This window comes from Exiguobacterium marinum DSM 16307, assembly GCF_000620845.1.
GTDB lineage: Bacteria > Bacillota > Bacilli > Exiguobacteriales > Exiguobacteriaceae > Exiguobacterium > Exiguobacterium marinum.
In genome coordinates this window covers 2,380,626-2,404,553 of record NZ_KK211189.1, presented here as the reverse complement: position 1 = coordinate 2,404,553, position 23,928 = coordinate 2,380,626, and the positions used below count along the sequence as shown (strand labels likewise).

General features: G+C 41.1%; 21 protein-coding genes. 15 read left to right on the top strand and 6 right to left on the bottom strand.

Translation table 11 applies throughout. The features are described from left to right. Window positions 1-44 precede the first annotated feature (44 nt). The 10 genes from pglX to P400_RS0112650 all read left to right on the top strand — a co-directional run bounded on the left by pglX (window position 45) and on the right by P400_RS0112650 (window position 16,007). Window positions 45-3,482 carry a BREX-1 system adenine-specific DNA-methyltransferase PglX gene (gene pglX, locus P400_RS0112695; protein WP_026826560.1) on the top strand — a complete coding sequence of 1,146 codons (3,438 nt, stop codon included), beginning with the start codon at window positions 45-47 and terminating at the stop codon, window positions 3,480-3,482. A gap of 91 nt (window positions 3,483-3,573) precedes the next feature. Then, on the top strand, window positions 3,574-6,084 hold the full coding sequence (pglZ, locus tag P400_RS0112690; RefSeq protein ID WP_026826559.1) for a BREX-1 system phosphatase PglZ type A: 2,511 nt from the start codon (window positions 3,574-3,576) through the stop codon (window positions 6,082-6,084). Window positions 6,085-6,214: 130 nt separating this feature from the next. Beyond that, window positions 6,215-9,388 (top strand): helicase-related protein, encoded by a 3,174-nt coding sequence (locus tag P400_RS0112685; protein WP_026826558.1) that lies wholly within the window; start codon window positions 6,215-6,217, stop codon window positions 9,386-9,388. A gap of 643 nt (window positions 9,389-10,031) precedes the next feature. Further along, the gene (locus P400_RS0112680) at window positions 10,032-10,361 is read left to right on the top strand and encodes a nucleoside triphosphate pyrophosphohydrolase (RefSeq protein WP_026826557.1); all 330 of its coding nucleotides are present in this window, start codon (window positions 10,032-10,034) and stop codon (window positions 10,359-10,361) included. Beyond that, complete coding sequence (locus P400_RS0112675) at window positions 10,354-12,708, top strand: DEAD/DEAH box helicase family protein (protein ID WP_026826556.1); 2,355 nt, start codon at window positions 10,354-10,356, stop codon at window positions 12,706-12,708. The genes P400_RS0112680 and P400_RS0112675 overlap by 8 nt, the downstream gene beginning before the upstream one ends. Window positions 12,709-12,710: 2 nt before the next feature. Beyond that, window positions 12,711-13,175 carry a hypothetical protein gene (locus P400_RS0112670; protein ID WP_034771181.1) on the top strand — a complete coding sequence of 155 codons (465 nt, stop codon included), beginning with the start codon at window positions 12,711-12,713 and terminating at the stop codon, window positions 13,173-13,175. Between the two features lie 14 nt (window positions 13,176-13,189). After that, window positions 13,190-13,447, top strand: a complete 258-nt coding sequence (locus P400_RS0112665) for a hypothetical protein (RefSeq protein WP_026826554.1) — start codon at window positions 13,190-13,192, stop codon at window positions 13,445-13,447. A gap of 128 nt (window positions 13,448-13,575) precedes the next feature. Then, window positions 13,576-15,114 carry a hypothetical protein gene (locus P400_RS0112660; RefSeq protein ID WP_026826553.1) on the top strand — a complete coding sequence of 513 codons (1,539 nt, stop codon included), beginning with the start codon at window positions 13,576-13,578 and terminating at the stop codon, window positions 15,112-15,114. 86 nt (window positions 15,115-15,200) lie between these two features. Continuing rightward, entirely contained in the window at window positions 15,201-15,563 is a 363-nt protein-coding gene (locus P400_RS0112655) for a hypothetical protein (RefSeq protein ID WP_026826552.1), read from the top strand. A 12-nt stretch (window positions 15,564-15,575) separates the two neighbouring features. Then, complete coding sequence (locus P400_RS0112650; RefSeq protein ID WP_026826551.1) at window positions 15,576-16,007, top strand: hypothetical protein; 432 nt, start codon at window positions 15,576-15,578, stop codon at window positions 16,005-16,007. Window positions 16,008-16,039: 32 nt separating this feature from the next. On the opposite strand, the gene P400_RS0112645 is transcribed toward P400_RS0112650, so the two are convergent. The 6 genes from P400_RS0112645 to P400_RS0112620 all read right to left on the bottom strand — a co-directional run bounded on the left by P400_RS0112645 (window position 16,040) and on the right by P400_RS0112620 (window position 19,020). Then, complete coding sequence (locus P400_RS0112645; RefSeq protein WP_026826550.1) at window positions 16,040-16,318, bottom strand: CPCC family cysteine-rich protein; 279 nt, start codon at window positions 16,316-16,318, stop codon at window positions 16,040-16,042. A gap of 79 nt (window positions 16,319-16,397) precedes the next feature. Continuing rightward, window positions 16,398-16,760: a DUF1304 domain-containing protein gene (locus tag P400_RS0112640; protein ID WP_026826549.1), complete on the bottom strand. Its 363-nt coding sequence runs from the start codon at window positions 16,758-16,760 to the stop codon at window positions 16,398-16,400. 1 nt (window position 16,761) lies between these two features. After that, window positions 16,762-17,046 (bottom strand): putative quinol monooxygenase, encoded by a 285-nt coding sequence (locus P400_RS0112635; protein WP_026826548.1) that lies wholly within the window; start codon window positions 17,044-17,046, stop codon window positions 16,762-16,764. 27 nt (window positions 17,047-17,073) lie between these two features. Then, entirely contained in the window at window positions 17,074-17,712 is a 639-nt protein-coding gene (locus P400_RS0112630; protein ID WP_026826547.1) for a nitroreductase family protein, read from the bottom strand. Window positions 17,713-17,735: 23 nt separating this feature from the next. Further along, window positions 17,736-18,146, bottom strand: a complete 411-nt coding sequence (locus P400_RS0112625; RefSeq protein ID WP_026826546.1) for a MarR family winged helix-turn-helix transcriptional regulator — start codon at window positions 18,144-18,146, stop codon at window positions 17,736-17,738. 106 nt (window positions 18,147-18,252) lie between these two features. Continuing rightward, the gene (locus P400_RS0112620; RefSeq protein ID WP_026826545.1) at window positions 18,253-19,020 is read right to left on the bottom strand and encodes a hypothetical protein; all 768 of its coding nucleotides are present in this window, start codon (window positions 19,018-19,020) and stop codon (window positions 18,253-18,255) included. A 180-nt stretch (window positions 19,021-19,200) separates the two neighbouring features. Here P400_RS0112620 and P400_RS0112615 point away from each other — a divergent pair, with 180 nt between their 5' ends. From P400_RS0112615 to P400_RS0112595, 5 genes are all read left to right on the top strand, one after another. After that, window positions 19,201-19,590: a GntR family transcriptional regulator gene (locus tag P400_RS0112615; protein ID WP_026826544.1), complete on the top strand. Its 390-nt coding sequence runs from the start codon at window positions 19,201-19,203 to the stop codon at window positions 19,588-19,590. Beyond that, on the top strand, window positions 19,577-20,458 hold the full coding sequence (locus tag P400_RS0112610) for an ABC transporter ATP-binding protein (protein WP_026826543.1): 882 nt from the start codon (window positions 19,577-19,579) through the stop codon (window positions 20,456-20,458). The genes P400_RS0112615 and P400_RS0112610 overlap by 14 nt, the downstream gene beginning before the upstream one ends. Further along, window positions 20,448-21,572 carry an ABC transporter permease subunit gene (locus tag P400_RS0112605; protein ID WP_026826542.1) on the top strand — a complete coding sequence of 375 codons (1,125 nt, stop codon included), beginning with the start codon at window positions 20,448-20,450 and terminating at the stop codon, window positions 21,570-21,572. The genes P400_RS0112610 and P400_RS0112605 overlap by 11 nt, the downstream gene beginning before the upstream one ends. 12 nt (window positions 21,573-21,584) lie before the next feature. Further along, window positions 21,585-22,049 carry a DUF4825 domain-containing protein gene (locus P400_RS0112600; protein WP_026826541.1) on the top strand — a complete coding sequence of 155 codons (465 nt, stop codon included), beginning with the start codon at window positions 21,585-21,587 and terminating at the stop codon, window positions 22,047-22,049. Window positions 22,050-22,185: 136 nt separating this feature from the next. Further along, on the top strand, window positions 22,186-23,859 hold the full coding sequence (locus tag P400_RS0112595; protein WP_026826540.1) for an AMP-binding protein: 1,674 nt from the start codon (window positions 22,186-22,188) through the stop codon (window positions 23,857-23,859). Window positions 23,860-23,928 lie beyond the last annotated feature (69 nt).

Below are 23,928 nucleotides of genomic sequence, written 5' to 3'. Positions count from 1 at the left end.
TTGGAAGGGTCTTTCCCTTCCTTTGTATTAATGAGGTGGAAAAAGTGAACAAAACGGAATTGAAAAATTTTGCCATTCAATCACGTTGTCAATTAATCGATCAAGTAAAAACAAAGGCACTAATGTATGGTATTAATGAAATGAATAATTTAGAGATTAAAGAACAATTTGGCCAATTAATGATTAATGATAAGCCATATCCCCTTTATATGAAACCAGCATTCAACTCATTAAAAAATCAGCTTAAACAAAAAGGTTATAAGCAGTTAGTTGAAGAGGTTGCCTATACATGGTTTAACCGTATAATTGCTATTCGTTATATGGAAGTGCATGATTACTTACCTGAAAAGATAAATGTGTTATCAAGTAGTGTAGGACGAGTAGATCCTGATATTTTATTCGAATATGAAACAATGGATTTACCTGTGAAACAAGAAGAAATTCGTGAATTATTACATGTAGGGGATACAGAAAGCGCATATCGCAAGTTATTTATTGCACAATGTAATGCATTAAACAGTATTTTGCCATTCCTATTTGAACAAATTCAAGATTACACAGAGCTTTTACTACCAGACTTTTTACTTGATGCACAATCAGCTATTAAGGTACTTGTTCGAAATGATGAGTTAACGAAGAGTTTTCAGGAAATTGAGATAATTGGTTGGTTGTATCAGTATTATATTGCAGAGGAAAAAGACCGTGTTTTTAAAAAAGATAGTAAATATATAAAGTCAGAAATACCAGCAGCTACTCAACTTTTTACACCTAAATGGATTGTTCAATATATGGTGCAAAATTCACTTGGGCGCTACTGGGCTGAAGCTCATAGAAAAGATGAGGATTTAATTGAAAATTGGGATTACTATATAAAACATGAAGAAGTAAATTTTCACGAAACAATTGCTCCATACTTAAATAATGATTTAAAAATAGAGGATATTAAACTACTTGATCCCGCGATGGGAAGTGGTCATATTTTAGTTTATGCATTCGAAGTATTTTATCAAATTTATGAGAAATCTGGTTATCCAGTGGGTGAGATTCCCCGATTAATTATAGAAAATAATTTATATGGATTAGATATCGATGATCGTGCCTATCAGCTAGCAGCGTTTGCGATTGTAATGAAGGGGGCATCTTATTCTCGCCGTTTCTTACGAAGTATTCAAAGAAATGCTATACAATTAAATTTAGCATCCATTCAGGAAACGAATAGTATTTCTGATGATGTTATTATGTATCTTGCACAAGAAGAATCTGGAGAAATGTTTAATGAATTAAAAAGATTCTTTAAACAATATCATAATGCCAAGACTTATGGATCGCTGATAAACATAACAGAAGGTAATACGACTTTTCTCCAAGAACGTTTAATCCAAATTCAAAATAATCCAGTAGAAGATTTATTTTATGTAGAGCAACACGATAAAGTGAAGGAAATCTTGCCTTCATTAATTCATCAGACGAAAATTATGAAAAGTGAATATGATATTGTTGTGATGAACCCTCCATATATGGGCACTAAAAAAATGGAGAAGAATTTAGCAGATTACATTAATAAAAAATATCCGAATAACAATCAAGATTTATTCTCTGCAATGATGATTAAGATGATGGAAGCAGTAAAAACAAATGGATTTATAGCTGAAATTACACCGCACTCTTGGATGTTTTTAACAACTTATAATAAGTTTAGAAATAAGGTATTAAAAGACTTTTATATTGACAGTTTGATTCATCTAGGAACAGATGCATTTGAAGAATTAAATGGGGAAGTTGTGCAGACTGCTTCAACCGTTTTTAGAAAAACGCCTCATTTGAATTTGGAGGGTCACTATAAAAGATTGGTTGACATTAATTCAGCTGAAGGAAAAAGAAGAGGTTTCTTCAACTCAAATAATGACTATAAATTTAACCAAAATTTGGCATACCATATAGATGAATCACCAATTAGTTATTGGGCAAGTGACGAAGTTCGGGAAATGTTTTCTTCAAATATAAGTTTAGGAAATGTTGCAGAAGTTAAAAAAGGAATGTTTACAGGGAAAAATGAGATGTTTTTAAGATTGTGGTTTGAAGTTGATAAGAATAAAATTGGATTCAATTTTCCTAATGTGACTTTGGCTCACCAAAGTAATTTTTTATATTTCCCATTAAACAAAGGTGGCACATTTCGAAAATGGTATGGAAATCAAGAATACGTCATAAAATTGGATAGGAATAATTTTGACGCTATTGCAAAAAACGGTGGGCATCGTTCACCACAGTTTTATTTTAATGAAGCATTGACTTGGACTAAAGTAACTAATAATGGTTTATCTGTTCGATATTCAAGTGAAGGTTTTATTAATAATGATGCTAGTATGGCAATTTATAAGAAGGATCTTGACTTACTTATTTTACTAGGATTTCTAAATTCAAAAGTTGTAAAATATCTGCTTTCATTCATCAGTCCAACGATGAACTATAATCAGGGTGACCTTGTACGTATACCTGTCAAATTGAAAATGAAAGAACATCAGGAAGCTATTGTTGAAATTGTAAAGTCATGTGTAGACATTGCTATGCGTGACTGGAATAGTCAGGAAACATCTTGGGATTATGAAATGGACTTACTATTAAAGTATACAAACAGCTCTAGAATTTCTGAATCTTATGAAACATATGTAATGGAAAGTGAGAATGAAATTGCAGAGTTAAAAAAATTACAAAGTAAGTTAGATTCTATTTTTTGTGAAGTATATGGGATTGAAGAAGATATATTAGAAGCCAGTGGTGAGGAAGTCCTAAGTAAACGTTGTTACTCAAGAGAAGAACTCACAAAAAAATTCTTATCTTATTTTGTTGGTTATGTACTAGGAAGATTTAATGAATCACCCCAGTATCCAATTCTTACTATTACAGAAAAGCAATATTTTCATGAAGATATAATAGAGATTTTAAAATTATTTTTAAAAGATAATTTTTCTGAGGAAACAATAAATGAAAATCTAGAGTGGTTAGCGTCATCTTTGAAAAAAAGAAAAAATGAGAGTCCTGAAACTACTTTACGAAGGTATTTCTTAGACGAGTTTTTCAAAGAACACTGTAAGATGTATCAAAAACGACCAATTTATTGGCTAATTGATTCTGGTAAACAAAGAGGATTACGTACACTAATTTATATGCATCACTACCAATCAGATACAATGGCAACCATTCGTTTTGAGCATTTGCAAGAAATTCAAGCTAAGTATCTAAATGAAATTACAGATTTAGAAAACAGATTAGTGAATCCAATTTTATCAGCAAGTGAGAAGAAAAAACTAACAGCAGAAAAAACTTCTTTTGAAAAGAAAATAGATGAGCTACGAGAATTTGATAAACGTCTAGCTGAGATAGCTAACGAAGAGATTGAAATTGATTTAGACGATGGTGTGAAATTGAACTATGAAAAGTTCTATCGTGGCGGTGTAGGCGTATTAGCGAAGATTAAATAAATAATCATGGCCTTTTTACTTAGGTAAGGAGGCTTTTTCATATTAAGGTATAATCAAAATTATTAGTAAATATTCATAATGAGGTGACAAAATGAATGTAATTGAACTTTTAAAAGAGCGAATAGAGGACGAGCTATATAAAAAAAATAAGCCGCGCACGGTTATTTTTTGGTATGACGAGCAAGGAGAATATACTGTTTCTGATTTAGAAGAAGCATTGGCAGAGCAACCGATTCATATCCGCCAATTAACCCGCAATAATTTCTTTACGCTTAAATTAGAAATTGAGTTGAAAAAGAAAAAGGATTCTTTTTTATTATATGCTGATTTTGCAAAACCAGCGATAGAAGAGAACTTTTTATTGGATATGGAGCTTTACGGTACTGAATTTAAAGCGGATACGAATGCTTTGCTTGCAGAGCAGTTGCAAGTAAGTGATGCAGTTTTAAGACCTTTAATTAAGGAATTTGGAGAGTTTTTTAAAAGTGCAGAGCGTAAAAATAAATTAAAGAAAGTCGTCCCCTCTAATGCTACTGCTCGTGAAATTGAGTATGCTATGTTAGCAGTTCTTACAGGCGCACCCATTGCAAATATGGAAGAGATTACTCGCCATTTATTGTTGCGTGGCTTACAAGAAGAAACAAATGAAGTATATAAAGCCATATCAAAACGGTTTAGCACGAATCGTATGTGGGAGCTAATTTCGGAATACTTTGGTTTGCTTTCAAGTGATTTGACATTGCAATATTTAATAGAACATGTACTGTATGCGCATTTCAAACGTCATTCACATTTTGAAGAACAGTCACTACAAAAGAAATATGAAACAACCCGCGGTAATGTATGTGCTTTATTTATTGATGACTGGCTACATACAAAAGAAAGCGAAGTAGAAGTTTTAGAAACCTATATGAAGGAAATCGAACAAAGATTTTCGATTATTGATTTGTTACATGAACGTCCTGTCGAGCAATTTGCTGATATTTCAACTTTCCCAAGTGTTGATTATTTATTGATAAATAGGCTAACTGAAGAACTTCTTCATCAAACATCCAATTTTGATGCTTGGACAGAAATTTTGAATAAGCGTTTAAAAATGCACTGGGCAAAACGAAATGAACGAATACGTAGCTTTTTAAATGTAATGATAGATGCAGTGGATTTATCAAAGTATAAGATGTTCTTGAAGCAATATGATACTCGTGAGCCATTATACGTTCAATATACAAGTGAACTTTACTTAATTGATCAAGCATACCGGCGCTTTATGACGGGGTTTTTGCAATTAGAAAATAAAGGAATACTAGAAAAACTAGCTGAGCAATTAACAAATTGGTATGAAAATAAATTTTTATTGAAAATTGCTCAAGAGACTAATTATCTATTTGAAGCTGCAGAATTAGGAAAATTACCTAAACAGGCTAAGTTTTATAAAGAAGTTTTACAGCCGATTCTTGAGAAAGAATCAACACGAATATTTGTTATAATTTCGGATGCAGTACGATATGAGATAGGCGCAGAATTAGTTTCTCGGTTAAATTTACGTTCGAATGGAGTTGCTTCTATCAGTCCGTTAGTTTCGAATATGCCAACGTATACACAATTAGGTATGGCATCATTATTACCTCATAAACAATTAACAATTACTGAAAATGGGATAGTTTTGGCAGATGGTCAACCGACAAATGGACTGGCTAATCGCATAAAGATTTTACAAAATGCCCACCCAGAAGCTATTGCCTATCGTTTAATAGATCTATTAGATTGGTCAAGAGCGACAGCAGATGAAAATTTAAAAGGAAAGCGTCTTGTTTATTTATATCATGATGTAATCGATGCAGCAGGTGATTCGTCAAAATCCGAACGAGATACTTATATAGCTGCAGAACGAGCAATAAAAGAATTATCAATTGCTGTTGATCGAATATCTAAATTGCAGGCAAAACGAATTTTTATAACAGCAGATCACGGATTCCTTTATCAATATCCTAAAATTGAAAATGATGTAAAAGTAGCAAGTGTTAAAGGAAATATCATTGATTCGAATCGTCGCTTTGCTGTTGGTCACCAATTGGTAATCGACGATGGAGCTGTTAATATACCAGACAGTTTCACAACATTAGAAGATGTCGAAAAAATAATTGCAAAAGGAGTTAATCGATTTATCGGTGGTGGGGGGGTGCAGTTTGTACACGGCGGTGCAACACCTCAAGAAGTAATAGTACCACTAATTGATTATCGTCGTACTTCACAATCGCTTCCTGTTGAAATCAGTGTAGCCATGCCAAAACGTGTAATCACAGGTTACCGTATCCAAGTGCCGATATATCAAGAACAAAGTATTTCACTGGAATTCAAGGCACGTACAATTCGGGCGGCATTTTACTTGAATGATGAGCGTATTTCAAATGAAATTGAATGGACATTTGATATGGTGGGGGAAAACCATGAACGCACGGCGCAACTTATATTTAACCTTGTAGAAAACTATTATCCAACAGGTCAAACTTGCGAACTGCGAATGGTAACAGTAGAAGATGAAAAAATCACTCCTTATCGCGAGACAGAGTTTACGATTCATATGTATAATGCGCTTTACTAAAGAGAGGCTAGAGAGCTGTTTATTCCGTTCTCTAGCTTTTTTGTCTTATATTACTTCTAACAGTATTTGGGTAATTGCTATATAATTTAAATTAAGTTGATTGAACGTAATGATTGAAGGAGATGCTGAAATGTTAAAAGTAGGAGAGATTATTAAAGGCTCTTTCTGGCCGGAAATAGTTGAAATAAAGCATTTTGAAGAAATTGATGATGATTTATTTTTAGTTGAATCAATTGGGCGTAAAACAAATAAATATTATGAGCAGTATTTAGATAGGGCGCAACTAGCACAATTAGAAAACATTCAAGATGAGGAAAGTTCATTTAATTCTGAAAGACTGCAACACTATTTACAATACTATATTTTAAAGACAGAGGATAAATTTTCGAAGGCTCGTGCGCGAGGAAACAAAAAGATTATTCCTCTCCCACACCAAATTGAAGCAGTGTATAGTCGCATGTTGCAGTCACCTCAAGTACGATATTTATTAGCGGATGATCCGGGCGCAGGGAAAACGATAATGTCAGGTATGTTAATACGTGAGTTAATTGCAAGACAAGCAGCAGAACGAATTTTAATTTTAGTTCCTCCGCTAGTATTGAAACAATGGCAGGAAGAGCTAAAAGATAAGTTTGGAGAAGAGTTTACCATTGTAAATAGAAGTTTATTAAATAGCTCAAGTGAAGTAAATCCATTTGAATCACATGACAAAATAATTGCATCAATTTATTGGGCTTCACGGGAAGAAATTAAAGCGTATATTTTAAAAGCGCAGTTTGATTTAGTAATCGTCGATGAAGCTCATAAAATGGCTGCCTATACACATGGCGTTAAGAAACGTAAAGTGAATCGTACGAAAATTTACCAGCTTGGTGAGAGTTTACTTCGTCATACAGAGCATTGCTTATTACTAACGGCTACACCGCATAAAGGAGACAAAGAAAATTTCCGGCATTTAATGAGTTTGGTAGACCATGATATTTTTTCACGTTTAAATACAGGTGATTCTATATATGAAAAGAGTAATCCTTTTGTTATTCGTCGTTTAAAGGAGACAATGAAAAATTTTGATGGTACTCCGTTATTCCCGAAAAGAACGACAACGACAATTACATTTGATTTAAGTTATGGTGAACAAGAGCTTTATGAAGATGTAACTGCTTATGCACGCGAGCATTTTAATCGAGCAAAACAAAATAATAAACCAAACGTAGCCTTTGCAATGATGATTTTACAACGTCGACTCAGTTCGTCTTTAGATGCTATTTATTTATCCCTAAAACGACGGAAAGAAAAGTTAGAAGACTTATTAGCGTCTGAGTTAACGGCCAATAAATCAATTGAGCCATTTGAATACGATGAGCTTTCAATAGACGAACAGGAAGAAATTGAGACTTTAGTTGAAGGGGAAACGGATGTTATTGATATAGAGGAACTAAAGTTAGAAATAGAGATTCTAGATGGTTTAGTTCGTAAAGCAGAGATGCTCGTAAAACAAGATATTGAACGTAAATATTTAGAACTTGAAAACACATTATTCGGTCCGGATGGATTGCTTTCCAAAGGAGAAAAAATCCTTATCTTTACGGAATCGAAAGATACTTTATATTACCTTGAACAAAAGCTCCTGCAGCATGTCCCTGAAGTCACAAAAATCGTTGGAAACTTTTCGATGGATCAACGTCGTGAACAAGTGGAGCGATTCCGAAATGATGTCCAAATTATGCTTGCTACAGATGCCGGGGGAGAATCTATCAACCTTCAATTCTGTAATCAAATGATAAACTATGATATTCCGTGGAATCCAAATCGTTTAGAACAACGTATGGGACGTATACATCGTATTGGGCAAAAGAATGAAGTATTCGTTTTTAATCTTGTTGCGAAGAATACACGTGAAGGAGATGTATTGATTCGTCTACTTGATAAGATGGAACAAATGCGCACCGATTTAGGACAAGATCAAGTCTATGATTTTATTGGTGAAGTATTAGAAGAAAACAATATCGATTTATCTCACCTAATGGAGGAAGCGATTAGTGGTCGTGAAAATTTAGATGAGCTAATTGCACAAATGGAAAGAACATTATCTGAGGAGCATGAACGATTATTAGAATTAGCAAAACAAGAACGCTTAGATGATTCCAGTTTTGATTTACCGGGTGCAAGACGTGCATACCAAGAAATTTCAATTAACAGTATGCCTCCGCGAGTCTATGGTGAGTTTGTAGTAAAACAGTTTGAGGAAACACGAATTAAAGTAAATATCTCGAATGATGGTAATACAGTTCGAATTGATCGTTTCCCTAAAAATATTCGTGAACTAATTAAGAAGCGAAAATATACTTTAAGAACTGATGAATCATTACGGTTTACATTAAGACCAGATAAACAAACAGAAGAGTTATCAATATTACAAAATGACCATCCATTAAAAAAATTAGCAATGGAATTAGCGAGTCAAGAGTTACAACAAGTGGCTTTACCAATTTGTACAGTAAAAACACATGTTAGTGAACCATTAACATTAGAAATTAGCCGTATTAGTGTAGTTGATGGTACAGGACGAGAATTAGAACAAGAGTTAATGTTATTAGCTAAAAGGGAAACTGGGGAGTTCATTCAAGTAGATCCTTATTTTCTATTCCAAAAGCAATTTGAATTAATCAATACAGTAGGTACAGAAGATAAATCATTTAAAAAAGAATCGATTCTTCAAGCGAAAAAGATACTTCAATCTGTTCAAATGAAACGCGATGATTATTTAAATCGAAAGAGTACTTATTTACGACGTTCATTTGATGAACAAATGCAAACACTGCAGGAAAGATTAATGAATTATTTAAGTGATAACTTAAATAATAAAAACAGTGCGCTAATTAACCAAACCTATACTCAAATTGAAGACTTAGAGGAACGTAGTAAAGAGCGATTGGAAAATATTGAAAGAGAAAGAAGTATCCAGTTAAAATCCATTAAGTCGATTACACAACTGAATCTACAACCAATTGAAAATACAGCACGTGTTATTCCAAAAGATTTCATAGAAGCTGTAAAAGAGTATGAATATCAAAACGGTCGACTAAACATCCGTGTTAAGAATGCGTTTGGCTTAGTCGATTTCACGAGTGAAGAAGCAGAAGGTAATACACGATTTATTTTATTGACACCGTCTATAGAGTTGCTTACACAACAATTGGAATTAAACGATTATCAAGAATTAAATGGCTCGGTATATGTTTATGTGGTAAATCAAAATAAAATTTTCGCGGAAGTGAAGATCGAGCAAATTATTGGGACTTAGTTTGATGGGAAACCCCATGACGCCATCCTCGTGTATAATGAGAATCGCCACAACACACATTCAGCCGGAGGAAATTGATAACGGAACGCTTGAAAATAGAGACCTATCTGGAGCTCGTAGTGTCCATCCGATCCATCGCAAGACGACTTGTGCGACAGCCCTTGACCGTCTCGAAAGAAATCGAAGACGTGCTTAGCGACGTTCCTCGAGCAGAATAGCCGATTTTTTCTTTCGTTGACAGTAGTGGACCACATCTAGGTCTCGACGGACCGGGCAAGGAGTTTAGCAGTCACGAGCGCGTACGGAAGATACTCAGCGTACCGATGTATTTCACCTTGCAGTATGCATATGGCAACAAGGACGCCAACGAACGGCCGAGAAAGTTTTGTGCTTAATTTGACAATCTGTCGCCCAATTAAATGCCTATGGTGAACGATATATAAGTAAATTATGTTTTGTTTAGATTATCAGTATAAATAGTGAAGGTTTACAACTCATCAAATTCACTATGAAAATCTGTGAGGCAAGTTTTCTAGTGTTTATATTATTTAGGAATAAATGTTTTAGAAAGGTTTTCTGGGAGTTTATTTACCTTCTCTCCTTGAGAAGTTAGTTCTCTGAAATAATGAAAGGAGAAAATTCAATGCCTAAATACAATAAACTTATCCGTGATCGTATCCCTGAAATCATTCACGAATCAGGAAAAGTCCCGATTGTGAAGCAACTAAGCCAAGCAGAGCACTTCGAACAAGCACGCTTGAAACTCTATGAAGAAATCAAAGAGTATGAAGAAACAAACATTGATGAAGAGTCGCTGGAAGAGTTAGCTGACATTTTGGAGTTGGTCTATACACTTGGAAAAATGCATGGGGCAGATTTTAATGAATTGAACCGAATTCGTGAAGAGAAACGCAAAAAACGTGGCGGATTTGAAAAGGGACTATTTTTAGAAGAGGTTCTGGATCATGAGTGACTTACGACTCCATACAAGCAACCTCGGCATTCCTTTACAAAGACATATAGACGCGGCGACTGAAATTTATATGGTCGTCGCGTTTGCTCAAGTGTCGGGAGTGAAGGAATTATCGGCTTCTTTAAGAAAAGCGAGTGAACGTGGCGCTCAAATCAGAATCTTGGTAGGAGACTATCTGTACCTCACCGATCCTGATGCATTGGATATGTTATTCCAAATACCGAATGTTGAGCTCCGGCTATACCGCTCAAAAGGGAGGTCGTTCCATCCAAAGGCATATTTGTTCCGTACAATAGAAAGCGGTACGTTTTTTGTAGGTTCCTCGAATTTGTCGCATAGTGCGTTAAATCATGGTGTGGAATGGAATGTTGAAATTCCTTCGAATGTATCAGAGGAAGTGTTTGAAGAGTCAGTCGCTGCGTTCCATGAATTATTTTATAGTGAATATGCGCAAATAATGAATCCAGTCTCGTTACAGCCTTATCGCGAAGAGTATGAAGCGCGAAAGGATCGAGTGAAGGAGCTAGAGGTCGCTGAACATTCTCCCGTCTACATAGAAGATGATTCGATTACACCGACGTCTGTCCAAGACGCAGCGTTATTGGCACTCCGAGAAACGATGGCGGAAGGTCGGAAAAAGGCGATGCTCGTCTTAGCGACTGGATTAGGGAAAACGTATTTAAGTGCATTTTTTGCACGACAATTCAAACGTATCCTTTTCGTCGCACATCAAAGAGAACTTTTGTTACAAGCAGAAAAGTCATTCCTCAATGTGGCGAATGACTGGAAGACCGGGTTACTACTCGGTGGTGAATCAAGAAATCAAGATACTGCTGACGTCGTGTTCGCCTCGATTCAAACGTTAGCTTCGAAACAAAGAATGGAGCAATATGACCCGGAGCAATTCGATTTGATAATCGTGGATGAGTTCCATCATTCGGCTGCTCCTTCCTACCGTCGGGTGCTAGATTATTTTCAACCGAAGTTCTTACTCGGTTTGACTGCAACGCCTGACCGTTTAGACGGAGGAGACGTATATGCACTTTGTGATGATAACGTTGCTTTCCAGATGCACTTTACGGAAGCGATTGAAGAATCATTTTTAACCCCGTTTCATTACGTTGGAATCTATGATGAAATCGACTACTCTCAGATTCGACTGATCAATGGACGTCGTTATGATCAAGAAGAGTTATTGGCAGAACAGTTAAAAGAAAGTGTTGCCGAGAAGATTTATAGAGCTTGGTCAGAGCATCATCAATCGAGAGCACTTGGCTTTTGTTCTTCCGTTATACAAGCTGAATATTTGGCTGATTATTTCAGGAGGCAAGGAGTACAAGCTGTAGCACTTCATAGTCAGGCCGAGTATGATCGAACGGAAGTAATTGCCCAATTAAAGCAAGGACAATTGGACATCATTTTTGCAGTGAATCTATTTAATGAAGGTGTCGATATCCCTGAAATCGATACGCTATTGTTCTGTCGTCCGACTGAATCATTGACAGTATTCACCCAACAAATCGGACGAGGACTACGTCTATCAAAAGGAAAAACGCATTGTACGATTATCGATTTAATTGGGAACTATAAAAATATTGATAAGAAACTGGCTTTGTTGACGACTAGCCGACAAGATACAGTGAGTTCCTTACCAACTACGATTGATCTACCTTCGTCATGTACAATTGAGTTTGATTTACAAACTGTTGACCTACTGAAGAAAATGGTGACACGTTCCTCAACACGTCAGCAATTACTTGAACAAAATTATTTCATGGTGAAAGAAGAATTGGGTAGACGCCCGAGTTACATGGAGTTAATCCAAAGAGGAGAGTACTCTATAGATGCTTATCGTTCTGAATGGAGAAAGCTTGGTGGGTTCTTCGGATTCTTGCATAAACTCGGAGAACTAAGTGAGGAAGAAGCGAGAATATACAATGATGTGAAGTCGCTTCTCGTCGAGGTAGAATACACGAGCATGACCAAAAGCTATAAAATGATTGTACTTTCAATTATGCTAAAACGAGGAGAAGAGAACTGGTACAAGCCACTTAAAGCATCTGAAGCCGCTCTTCCTTTTTATGATTACATTAAAAATAAACCATATCGTCAGCATATTGATGGACAGACAAAAGACTTTCAGCAACCTTTCCATGAACAAAGAATTGAAAAATTGTTGTTACGAATGCCATTCGATAAAATTGCCAAAGGACCGTTTTATGTAGAAGATGAAACTCTGCATATTGAATTCAATGAATCGTTCCGTAATCTAACCGTTTATGAATGGGTTAAACAGATTATAGATGTTCGATTACATTACTACTTTAGTCGGAAAGCGAAAGGATGAGCATGCTGAACGATAAAATAACTATCAACTCATCAGACATTGCTATACAGTCTTTTTGTAACTTTATTGATGGTTTTGCGCGTCAAGGTACATATAAAATGAATGTTATCCAAATCATGCTCAACAGAGGATATGAAGATTGGTTTCACCCATTATCAGCTGATGTGATCGCAAAAGAGTACTATGATTTGGTAAGGAAGCAAAGTGAAGAACATTCTTTAAATGGCATCGCTAAAATATTTCAAGAATCATTTTCACAGAAGGAAATCGAACGTCATCTAAATTCGCTACCGTTTAAAGCCTTGACGACAGAATCACCAAGAACAGGTAAATCACCATTTGAGAATGCGAATGGGAAACTCATTGTCAGAGAAGAGTACTGTATTCCGACTAAACAAGCGCATGCTGCTATTCAATTAGCAGTTGAAAACAAATTAGAAGACTACTTTGAAATGAAACAGAAGTAGAAAGGTGGGGTAATATGAAACGCCTATTACTACGCAAAATCCAATTCGCCCTCCAACACCACGGTGGGACGGCGTCCTTGAAAGACATTTATGCGTATGTCGAAAAATCGTATTATCAACTCGAGCTCGATCGCTATAAAGATTGGAAAGGGCACGTCAATAAACAGATTCGTGCGCATTCTAGCGATTCAGCGAGCTTTACCGGGAAAGAGGACCTCTTTTATTCCACAGGAAATAAAGGCATTTGGGGCATCAGACAATCCAATAACTAACGGAAGCGGGACCAATTTCACTTGGTTCCGCTTTCAATGTTTACAAAACATCACACCCTATTGTCACACAATGTTCATTCCTGTACACTTCGATATTGTGTGCTAAAAATTATGTTAGGGGTTAGTCAATGGAACTTGTACAGCAATTATCTCAAATGCAACTCATCAACCAATTCTGGTTGCTTATGGCCTTCATCATTCCGATGGTCATTTTATCTCGTATGGTCGTGGCTGGGACGCGTTTCTCGCCGATCCTCGTCATCGTCATCTTCGGTCTTGGTCTCGGGTTCGGAATGGTCGAGCTCGGCATTGCGACGCCGGGACTTCCTGAATTCCCGCTCGTCGACTTCTTGTCACGGACGACAATCATCGCGTTAGTCGTCTCATTCTTCGTCGGTGGACAAGAACTTCGTAAAATCTTAAGCAAACAAGAGCTCGACATGGAGGACATCGTCGTTCCTTCTAAAGAAGAGATGTTCCTCGGGACAGGACGTACGCAGTTCATCTTCATCCTTCGTTCGTTCTTCTTGCTCGTCGGTTTGGAAGGGTTCTTCCGTATGGCAATCGAGCCAGGTACGGCAGAAGGGATTGCGCTTTACTACCCAATCCTCGCACTCCTCGGTCTTGCTGTGTCGTTCTTACTCATCGATCATAAAGCACAGATTCAGGACAAGAAAGTATACATGCAAAAAGGTGTCATCGAGACAGTCCTCTTGCTTGTCATCTTGTTCGTCTCGTTCTTGATTGCGACAGCGGTTCAGCCGATTATCGCACTTCCGCAAATCTTCTTTGCGATGTTGATCTCGTCGGCGCTCGGTGCCATCTTCCAAAACTGGACGTATGGACCGACTATCCGCGCGCTTCTCTTCGCAGGGATCCCGGTCGTCTTGGCTGCCAACTTCATGGTCGGTGGGTCACGAATCGGTGACGCGTTCGCGATCGAAGGCATGAACTCGATTCTCGTGTACGGTTTCTTCGGTCAGTTGTTCTGGATGTTCGGTGGAATCGCGCTCATCATGTGGTTCGCTCGTACGGGTCATATCCGTAACCTCGCGCCAGGTATGGCGGGGTCACTTTCGCACAGTGGTCTCACAGGTGCATGTACAGCCGGTGACTTCGGTCAAGTGGCTGCGAAACGTGCGCCAATCATGATCAACATCCCGTTCTTCGGACACATCTTCGTCTTCTCGATCCTCGCGGTCAGTGCCGACAACGGCGCGCTCTGGATCTGGCCGACAGCTATCATTGTTTTGATTGGTCTCGCGCTCACAGCGCTTGCATTGAAAAACTTGCGTGCGGCGAACGGGGAAGACTTTAAAGAAGTAAAAGCGCTCATGCAGTTCTCGTTCGGATGGCAGATGATGGCCGTCTTCGGTGGTCTCGTCATCTTGACGTTCAGCACGATTGCGTTTGATTACACGACGATGGCACAATCGTCAGCGATCTCGCACTTTGGCTTATTCGCAGCGGTTCAAGGCGGTATGTTCGGGACGGAAGCGTCGCTTCTCATCCCGCTCATCTTCTCGATGCCGTTCCTCGTACACCCGATCGTCTTCTACATGTTCGGGAAAGCACTCGACAACAATGGTGAAATGCCACGTGTACCGGTATATGCGATGGCGCTCGTCGGTGTCGCCGGTGTATCTGCAGCGATTTTCGTTTTATAATACGATTCCGCTCTGACTTCGGTCAGGGCGGTTTTTTGATGAAATGGATATGGTAGACTTTGGATAGTGAAAGTGGGGGAGAGCGTATGAAAAAATGGTTGTTCATCGGTTTTGTTGTGTTGATTGTAGCTAGAGTCTGGGCGGCACCGATATATACGTCTAAACCCAGTGAGACTGACTTTGTGAGCTGGTTCGAGGAAACGTATTCGGTACAATGTGAAGATGAGAGCTGTGATTCGTTCGAGTTGATTGGGGATCAGCCGAATACATATGTGAATGAAGAGGGATATATGAAGCAATCCAGTGGCTTATTCGCTTTCAACATGGAGGTAAGGCGATTATATCGAAGTGCCAAAGAACCTGAACGAATCGGGACGATTGAAGTCAAATGGAATCAAGATTCGTTCGATATTATAGAAGAGACGGGCATTTTTGTTTCTTCGCCATAGGAGACTTGGAGTATGCGGATGATCACTCAAGATATAAAAGGAAAGCGCTATGAGACGCTCATGGATGTGTTGTTCAAGCATTGTACTCATTTTGCGTTCGTGGAAGACAGGCGACGAATGGAGATCGAAGAAGAGCGTCTAGCGTATATGGATGTACTGACTGAAGAGGTTCGTTGGGATTTGATTGAACGAACCATCGTAAGTGAATGGGAGACGACACGATTGTCTGGGGATACGGCGTATCAGTATTCGTTTCACATCAATTACAGGACAACGCAATTCCTGAAAGAACATGGTGGCTCGTTGTTCAGTTGGATCTATCCAGAACTTCCGGAAGACTTGATGTTTTACGCGGGAGATAGGTGTGTGCTCGCGGTATGTTCCCATGAAGCGTTCTTTGTCGTCGATGAAGAGATGTGGGAGCATTTTAGATTAGATGAATGATTAAGGTCACCTTATATACGGGTGACCTACTCTTATGTCTGCTTATTATACAAGGATCTCCAGTTCGGGTCTTTTTTATCACATTCGTTTGGTTTTCGAACAGAATCACAAAAGAGCCGATCACTCGCACCAAATTGAATGTAATTTTGTTGAGCCTGTCGAAGCGACACCGTATTCGCACCGCCTTCATAATCGGGATCGTCGAATTGAACCCCGTCGTCCTCCCAAAAACAGATTCGACAAATATTGTATGTGCCTGGTGCTTCCTCTTCTAACGTCTGATAGCCACAACATGGGCATGTGTATCTCACTATCATCACCTCATTATTTAGTATAGAGGATACAAGCAAAAAGCGTCCGACCTTTTCAACAGGTCGAACGCTTTTTCTGTCATAACATAAACATCGATAACAACGTCAAGATGGCGAGCCCACCTTGTGTCAGGATAATCTTCTTGTCACTCGTGATACTGCCATATAGGGCAACGAGTAAGATATAGGTCAGAATCATGGTGACGATTTCGATCGGATTAGGGGACACGTATAGCCCGTACAAGAGCCCGACCCCGATCAACCCGTTATAGACACCTTGATTTTTGAACAAAATCGACACCGAGTCTCTCGTCAGCTCGTCTTTCGACATGCGGAAGATACGTGACGTCGAGGAAGATGCCGTCGCGATTGTCTCTATATAGAAGATATAGAAGAACTCGATTGCGACGAGCGTCCCGAGCACAAGGGCGAGCGTCGACAAATTAGTTGACCGCTGCTACTTGTACGACCGGTTTCGCAGACACGTAGTTCGCCACGTTTTGTGCGAAGTTGATGAGGACCGGGTTTTGGTTGTGCTGCTCGAGAGCGGCTTGGTCTTCCCAATTCTCGATCATGACGAAACGGTTCTCGACAGACGTTGACTCGTATAGGTCATATCCGACGCAGCCTGCTTCTTGTTTTGATGAGTCGATCAAAACTTGGATGTCACGCAAGAAGTTCTCGCGTTGTGATGCTTGGATATCGAATGTAGCGTTAACTAAGATCATGATTGATTCCTCCGATTGTTTAGTGAATTATTTGAACGATGTAACGGTTTGAGCGTCAAGACGAACTGATTTGTAACCTTCTTCTGCCGCTTTCCCGACAGATAAGATCATGACTGGTACGTAACGATCTTTGTCGAGACCGAACGCTTCTGCGAGCTGGTCTTTCTCGAAACCACCGATTGGGTTCGTGTCATAGCCGTGTGCACGGGCTGTGAGCATGAATTGCATCGCTGCGAGACTCGCGTCAATCTTCACGATGTCGTTCATCTCTTGTTTCGAGAGGTTTTTGTAGTATGGGATGATCGCGCCGAGCTGTTGATCACGAACTTCTTGTGGCATTTTGCCTGCTGCGACCGCTTGATCGTAGATTTGTTCGCCATACTCGTAGCACTCCATGTCTCCGAAGATGAGGAGCATCGCTGACGACGTATCGTTTTGGCGTGTGTTGAAACGGATGAGCGGCTTGAGCGTTTCTTTCGCTTCTGGGCTCTCGACGACGACGAAGCGCCATGGTTGCATGTTGACCGATGATGGAGCCGTTGTTGCTTCCTGAATCATTTCGAGCATCTCTTCTTGTGAGATTTTAACGTTCTCATCATAGACACGGATTGATTTACGGTCGAACATGATATCTGTAAATGTGTTGTTTTCGAATGTAGTTGCCATTGGTGAATTCCTTCTTTCTCTGTTTAGGCGTGGCTGTTCAATTTTTGAAGCAACCCGGATAAGTGGTGAATCTCTTCATCGGACAAGGCTTGTAAGACGAGGTGGTTGGCCCGTTCGTCTCGCTCACAGTGACCTAGATCTTGCTCTGCTTTCTCTGTCACACGGACGAACATCTCGCGATGGTTCTCCGCGTTCCGCTCTCTGACGACATATCCTTTCTCTTCAAGGATTTTCAAATGTCGGGTGATTGCGGCATTGTCGATTTTCATCTCTTCTTTAATCACGCGTTGCGAACAAACGCCTCGTTCTTTGACGACTTGTAGCATCTCGTAGCGGGTCAGGCTGAATCCTGTCTCCCGTTCGAACGACGATGCGACGTTTTGTTCCGCCAACTTGATTTGGTAAAGTAATCGGCTGATTTCACGTAGGTCCATTGCGTCCCACCTTTCTCAATTGACTTATCAATCGTTGACTTGTCAAACGATACAACGTTTTGGAATACCTGTAAAGTCAAACGCTCAAAAAAGACGACACTCAAATTCACCGTGTCGTCTCGTCTTCGATGGGGGTGCCATCAAATCGATATTCTGTCATGAACGTCGTCTCATCGAATCCGTATAGACGGTCATAGGCGTTCAAATCTTCAATCGTCCGCACGGCGAGGAAAGACGGGTCGATGTCAGACGCTTTGCGCGTGAACATCATGTACCGTTCTGTGTAATCGTCATTTCCTCCAGGCTTCCCATCGAACGAAAAATGGATCCAATAAACGTCGGATTCCACTTCACGCATGACGTCGAGGATCCGTTGTTTCTGTTCGTCGGTATTGTTCCAGTCTTCATGAAACATGATTGAGACGTCGAGATACGTCTTCGGATTCGTTTCATAGATGGACGTCGGGGTCGGGTTCACTTTCGTTTGCGTATCATCGGACACACCGAGCGGCACCTCCGCACGGACGGTCTCTTCCTCCTTTAAGATTCCCTCTGACACGAGCCGCTCGTGAATCGTTCGTTCCGCCTCACGTTCCCAATACGTTTCGAGCACATTATCGTGGATGGAGCCGTTCCCATACGTTACAAGATAATAAGTGCCAGCGAACGGTTCCTTCGTCAAAGTCATTTCTCCGGTATACCCGCCCATGTGCCAGTCGCGTGACAGCTCGATATCGGGTTGTTCATTGTACGTCTCTTTTACGTATGTGCTGTACGCCTCCTGCGCTTCTGATTTTTCAAGCGTCGTATACACGAAGAAGCCGCCAGCGAGAACTCCGCCGACAATGCCTGCCACGATTCGTTTTTTTTTCATTTCGTCACCTCTCCACCAATATACCCGATAAGACGGGGTGGGACCTCGGTCTAAAGACTTATTCAAATCATTTCCATTTCACTGTAAACTGAAAGTGCCCTCGAGATACTATTGCAATTACGTGTACTAATACATATAATACACTTAAAGAGTACCATTGACTAGGAGAGGGTGTGACCCATGCTATACAAAATCGATATGAAAAGTTCAGAACCGCTATACGAACAAATCGTCAATCAAACGAAAGAACTCGTTATCCGGGGGATTTTACGACCGGGAGACAAGGTGATGTCCGTGCGCGAACTCGCCACCGACCTCGTCATCAATCCGAATACGGTCAGTAAGGCGTACCAGGAGTTAGAGCGACTCGGGCTACTCGAGATGCGACGTGGGCGCGGGACGTTCGTCTCCGAAGACTGGGTAGACGATGATGCGGCACGCGAGCCGGTCATCGCATCAATCAAAAAGATTGCGATTGATTGCCATTATGCGAATGTGCCGTTAGACGAAGCCATCGACGTATTGCGGACCGAATATGAGAAAGTAGGGGAAGCCAATGCTGAAAGTTGAACAGTTAACTAAACAAATTGACCGTCAGACGATACTTGACGGCATCGACTTTACCGTCGAATCAGGAGAGATCATTGCGCTAGTCGGGCGTAACGGTGCCGGCAAGACGACGCTTCTCCGAACGATGGTCGGAATCATCCGTCCAGATATGGGAGACGTGTTATATGGAACGAAAAGTATCTTTAAGGACGCGGGATTGAAACGGGACGTCATCTTCGTGCCGGATTCTGCAGATGCGCTCAAACATTACACAGTGAACGAGGCGACGGACTTGTATGAGTCAATCTATCCATCGTTCAATCGTTCCGCATTCCGTGAGACATTGACGCGTTACAACATCGATAACAAAAAAATTCGCCAACTTTCAAAAGGACAAAAGGCGCTCGTCACGTTATCGCTTGCCTTCGCCGTCCAAGCGAAATACTATCTTTTGGACGAACCGACGGACGGTTTAGACGTCGTCGCCAAGTCAGACGTATTGAAACTGATGATCGCCCAAGTCGAGAGACGGAACTGTTCGATTATCGTTTCGAGTCACCAGTTACATGAACTTGAACGAATCGCCGACCGCATCATCATGATCGAGAGCGGACGTGTCAAAGCAATCATGTCGCTCGAAGAGGCGCGTGCCCTCAGTATCAAGTGGCAAGTCGTCTTCAACGACCATGTCCCGGTCGAGTTGCTCGAACGAAAAGATATCGAAATCATCAGCGTGACAGGACGAGTCGTGCTGTTCATGGCGAAAGAACGGACGGAAGAGCTCGAGGCGTTCGTCGATTCATACAATCCGATGCTCATCGAAGAGATCCCGATGTCTCTCGAGGACGTCTTCCGTATCCAGTTAGGAGGAGAAGCTCATGCCGTCTAAAGTGTTGTTGAAGAAAGATTGGAAACAAGTGTCGCTTCTTTGGATTTTGCTCGTCTTCTTAGGAGTCGTTGCCTTCACGGTGCCGGTGTGGACAGATATGAATGCGTACGAACAACAGATTCTTGAAATTAAACAAAACCCGAGCGACTTCCCAGATATCGTGACAGGTGATGTGAACGAGATGGTGGCGGAGGACTTCTTCGGAGACGGATCTGGATATGGTTTTCTTGGAGGTCTTAACGGACTCATTCCGTCAGGCGGTGTCATTTTCTTATTTGTCATCTTCGGTGCCCTCATGGCATCCGTGTTGATTGGAAGTGAACGCAACAGCCAAATGTCGGATTTCACGATGTCGCTACCTTACACGCGTACCCAGCTATACATATCGAAATGGGTGCTTGGGGTGACGGGAATCGTGACATCGAGCTTGATTGGTGGAACATTGATGTTCCTCATCATCCGATTCTCCGACTATTACTTCTTGATGGAAGGAAAAGAGTTCAAAGTAATCGCGATGATCTTATTCTTGATGCTCTCTGGGATTTCGTTCTTCTCACTCGCATTATGGATGGGGTCGTTTGGAGGAGAGTCCATCTCACAAGTCATCTGGACATTTGTCGCGCTCGTCTTTCCGATGGGGATTTTACTACTCGTCCAAGGATCACTATACGCCTTCTTCCCAGATCGACTCTTCTCGTTCTTTGATGAGGCGTTTGAGAGTATCCCGATGCGAATTTTGTCACCACTGAACAATATTTTCAACGTCGATATGTATTCAGTGTATACTGATCAATCGGTGTGGAATGACTTTATCACGTATGCCCCCATCCTTGCGATTGCGAATATCGCGCTCACATTCGGTCTTGGATTGTGGATGTTCAAGGAAGCACCTCAAGAGAACAACGGACGCTTCTTCATGTTCTCGAACTGGTTGTGGCTCATCCATATCGTCATCGTCATTTGCTTCGCGATGTTAGGTGGCGTATTGTTCTCGGTCATCTCATATCCGCAAAACATGTTTTTGTATGTGATTGGCTTTGTGATTGCGGCATTCCTAGCGCACTTACTCGCCAAACGCTTGCTCTACCGCTTCAACTTGAAGCTAAAATCGTAAGGAGGGATATCTATGAAACGCTTCTGTCTGTTGCTCGTACTCGTCATCTCATTATCAGGTTGCGCGAATCCGGAACCGAACGCCTTTGAATTTAGAGGTTCGAAAGTCGGGGACAATGCCGCCGTCGTCGGTATTGCCGGAAGCTTACCGCTACATGAGTGTTATCGATCCGTCGAACTGCAGACGAAGAAGCGTCCTTATGGGTTGACCGTCCGTTATGAAGATCCTGGAATGGAGCGGGCGGAGCAAGAGCGTCTGGCGATTCGGAATGCGGCTGCATATTTCACGCTCATTCCGAACGCAGAGATCGTCCGTTTCGCCTTCCCGAACCGGACGTATGCCTTTTCCCGACCAGAGATGGAGGCTTGGTTCGGAACAGATTTTTCGAACATTCATTATGAAAAAGAATTACAGCAGCTCATGAATCAAAAGCTTGAAAAACTGGATGCGACAGATTCCTATTTCAGGCGGGTATGACAGCGATTGGATGATAAATCCGATCGCTTTTTTTGATATATTCTGAAAATTATCGGGTAAAGGGTAGATGAAAGCGTTTTCTTAGCATTATAATGGAGTTGACTGAATGAGTATTCATTTCCAAGGAGGAACAGCGATGAACAAACCGTGGTTACAAGATTATCCAGAAGGTATGCCCCAGTCGATTGATTACGAGGTAAAGCCACTCTATGAGGCATTGTCTCGCGCAGCAAAGGATTATCCGGATCGTACGGCCGTTTCCTTTATCGGGAAAGAGTGGACGTTCGCTGAGATTGATGACGCCGCACGTCGACTTGGCACGATGCTCCAAGCGAAAGGTTTGGAAAAAGGGGACCGTGTCAGCCTCATGCTCCCGAACTGTCCTCAATATGTGATCTCGTTCTATGCCGTGCTCTATGCAGGTGGGACGGTCGTTCAGACGAATCCGCTCTACACGGAACGTGAGCTCGATAACCTCGTCACAGATGCGGGCGTCAAAATCGTCATCACCCTCGACCTGTTATATCCGAAAACGCTTCGGGTCAGTGAGAAGACGGAGATTCAAACCGTAATTACAACGAGTATCGCTGACTACCTACCATTCCCGAAAAACAAACTGTATCCGATCAAAGTGAAACGTGAGAACAATATCGTCATCGATACGACCGGATCGACGCCGTTCAAAGATTATAAAGACTTTAACCCAATCACACCGCTCGAAATCGATCCGAAAGAAGATGTCGCTGTTCTCCAATATACAGGCGGAACGACCGGTCTTCCGAAAGGCGTCATGTTGACCCACTTCAATTTGACGGCGAACGCGGATCAAATCACGAACTTATTCTATAAGTATAATCGTGGGGATGAGAAGCGCGTACTTTGTGTCGTACCGTTCTTCCACGTCTACGGGATGTCGTGTTGTCTAAACTTCGGTGTCACGAACGGCTATGAGCTCGTGCTCGTGCCGCGTTTTGAAGTAACGGATGTCCTGAAGACGATTCAGAAAAAGAAACCACACTTCTTCCCAGGTGCGCCGACGATGTATGTTGGGATTCTGAACGACCCGAAATTGAAGAAGTACGACTTGTCTTCGATCGAAGCATGTATCTCTGGCTCGGCACCACTTCCGATTGAGGTGCAAGAAGAGTTTGAGAAAATCACAGGAGGTCGTATTGTTGAAGGATACGGATTGTCTGAGACGTCTCCAGTCACACATGCGAACTTCTTATGGGATAAACGCATCGTCGGCTCAATCGGTGCCCCGCTATCAGATACTTCTGCTAAAATAGTAAAAGCGGACGGAGAGACCGAGGCGGACATTGGTGAGATTGGGGAGATCATGCTGAGTGGTCCGCAGGTCATGAAAGGATACTGGCAGAAGCCGGAGGAGACAGCAGCCGTTTTGAAGGATGGCTGGCTCGCGACCGGAGACCTCGGATATATGGGTGAGGACGGGTTCTTCTATATCGTCGATCGGAAGAAAGACATGATTATCGCAGGTGGCTTCAACGTCTATCCGCGTGAAATCGAAGAAGTGCTCTACGAACATCCGGCCGTCAAGGAAGCGGTCTGTATCGGTGTCCCTGACCCGTATCGTGGTGAGACCGTCAAGGCGTTCATCGTCCTCCGTGACAACACAAACGTGACGGAAGAAGAGTTCGACAAACATTGTCGTGAAAAGCTAGCAGCCTATAAAGTACCGAAGTTGTATGAGTTCCGTGATGAGTTGCCGAAGACGTTCGTCGGTAAAATTTTACGTCGCGTTCTCGTCGACGAAGAGAAGGCGAAGCAAGTGAAACAAAGCAGTTGACACCAAGCGTATGCATGATAAAATAATAAATGAATGAACCATCATTCATTTTTTCTGCAGCGGTAAGGA

Bases quoted from the DNA above. Each gene is read 5' to 3' on its own strand.
- pglZ (WP_026826559.1), top strand. From the start codon at position 3,574: ATGAATGTAATTGAACTTTTAAAAGAGCGAATAGAGGACGAGCTATAT.
- P400_RS0112685 (WP_026826558.1), top strand. From the start codon at position 6,215: ATGTTAAAAGTAGGAGAGATTATTAAAGGCTCTTTCTGGCCGGAAATA.
- P400_RS0112680 (WP_026826557.1), top strand. From the start codon at position 10,032: ATGCCTAAATACAATAAACTTATCCGTGATCGTATCCCTGAAATCATT.
- P400_RS0112675 (WP_026826556.1), top strand. From the start codon at position 10,354: ATGAGTGACTTACGACTCCATACAAGCAACCTCGGCATTCCTTTACAA.
- P400_RS0112670 (WP_034771181.1), top strand. From the start codon at position 12,711: ATGCTGAACGATAAAATAACTATCAACTCATCAGACATTGCTATACAG.
- P400_RS0112665 (WP_026826554.1), top strand. From the start codon at position 13,190: ATGAAACGCCTATTACTACGCAAAATCCAATTCGCCCTCCAACACCAC.
- P400_RS0112660 (WP_026826553.1), top strand. From the start codon at position 13,576: ATGGAACTTGTACAGCAATTATCTCAAATGCAACTCATCAACCAATTC.
- P400_RS0112655 (WP_026826552.1), top strand. From the start codon at position 15,201: ATGAAAAAATGGTTGTTCATCGGTTTTGTTGTGTTGATTGTAGCTAGA.
- P400_RS0112650 (WP_026826551.1), top strand. From the start codon at position 15,576: ATGCGGATGATCACTCAAGATATAAAAGGAAAGCGCTATGAGACGCTC.
- P400_RS0112635 (WP_026826548.1), bottom strand. From the start codon at position 17,046: ATGATCTTAGTTAACGCTACATTCGATATCCAAGCATCACAACGCGAG.
- P400_RS0112630 (WP_026826547.1), bottom strand. From the start codon at position 17,712: ATGGCAACTACATTCGAAAACAACACATTTACAGATATCATGTTCGAC.
- P400_RS0112625 (WP_026826546.1), bottom strand. From the start codon at position 18,146: ATGGACCTACGTGAAATCAGCCGATTACTTTACCAAATCAAGTTGGCG.
- P400_RS0112620 (WP_026826545.1), bottom strand. From the start codon at position 19,020: ATGAAAAAAAAACGAATCGTGGCAGGCATTGTCGGCGGAGTTCTCGCT.
- P400_RS0112615 (WP_026826544.1), top strand. From the start codon at position 19,201: ATGCTATACAAAATCGATATGAAAAGTTCAGAACCGCTATACGAACAA.
- P400_RS0112610 (WP_026826543.1), top strand. From the start codon at position 19,577: ATGCTGAAAGTTGAACAGTTAACTAAACAAATTGACCGTCAGACGATA.
- P400_RS0112605 (WP_026826542.1), top strand. From the start codon at position 20,448: ATGCCGTCTAAAGTGTTGTTGAAGAAAGATTGGAAACAAGTGTCGCTT.
- P400_RS0112600 (WP_026826541.1), top strand. From the start codon at position 21,585: ATGAAACGCTTCTGTCTGTTGCTCGTACTCGTCATCTCATTATCAGGT.
- P400_RS0112595 (WP_026826540.1), top strand. From the start codon at position 22,186: ATGAACAAACCGTGGTTACAAGATTATCCAGAAGGTATGCCCCAGTCG.